The organism is Frankia sp. AiPs1, assembly GCF_023716945.1.
GTDB lineage: Bacteria > Actinomycetota > Actinomycetes > Frankiales > Frankiaceae > Frankia.
In genome coordinates this window covers 1-796 of record NZ_JAMQQF010001102.1, presented here as the reverse complement: position 1 = coordinate 796, position 796 = coordinate 1, and the positions used below count along the sequence as shown (strand labels likewise).

At 74.7% G+C, this 796-nt stretch carries 1 pseudogene; it reads right to left on the bottom strand.

From position 1 onward, the window contains the following. A pseudogene (locus ND748_RS33120) lies at window positions 1-796 on the bottom strand (hypothetical protein); the annotation flags it as partial.

Sequence of the window (796 nt, the reverse complement as noted above, 5' to 3'; positions counted from 1 at the left end):
GGTCCGGACGGCTGGCCGTGGCCGGCCGGCGGGTCGTCCTGGCCGGCCGCCCGCTCGTGGCCCGCGGGATTCTCGTAGCCGCCCGCGTGGTCGTATCCGGTCTGGCCGTCGCGCCGGGCCGGATCGTCGTGACCGCCGGGGCGGGCGTCGTAGCCGGACTGCCTCGCATGGCGCGGGGAGCGCTCGTAGCCTGGCCGGCCCTCGTAGCCTGGCTGGCCCTCGTAGCCTGGCTGGCTCTCGTAGCCGCGCTGGCCCTCGAAGCCCGACTGGCTCTCAAAGCCAGCCTGGCCTTCGAAACCCGTCCGACCCTCGAAGCCCGACTGGCCCTCGAAGCCCGGCTGCCCCTCATAGCCGCGCTGGCCCTCGTAGCCGCCACGCTGACCCTCGTAGCCGGCCTGACCTTCGTAGCCCGCCTGACTGTCGAAGGCGGCCTGGCTGTCGTAACTGCCCGGGCCCTCATAGCCGGGCTGGCCCCGATAGCCGGTCTGACCCTCCTGACCGGCCTGACCCTCGTAGCCGGTCCGGCGGCCCTGGTAGTTGTTGGGCTGACCCTCGTACCGCGGCTGCCCCTCGTAGCCACGTGCGCCCTCGTAGCCGGGCTGGCTCTCGTAGCCGGGCTGGCCGTCGTAGCCGGGCCGCTGCTCGTACACGGGCCGGGTCTCGTATCCCGCCGCGGACTCGTAGGGCACCCGCGCGGGGCCGGCCGGATAGCCCGGTGCCGGGGCGTAGCCAGCCTGCTGGGGGCCGTAACCCGCCGGCGGCCCGGACTGCGGGTAGCCGCCGCCCACCGATGGCC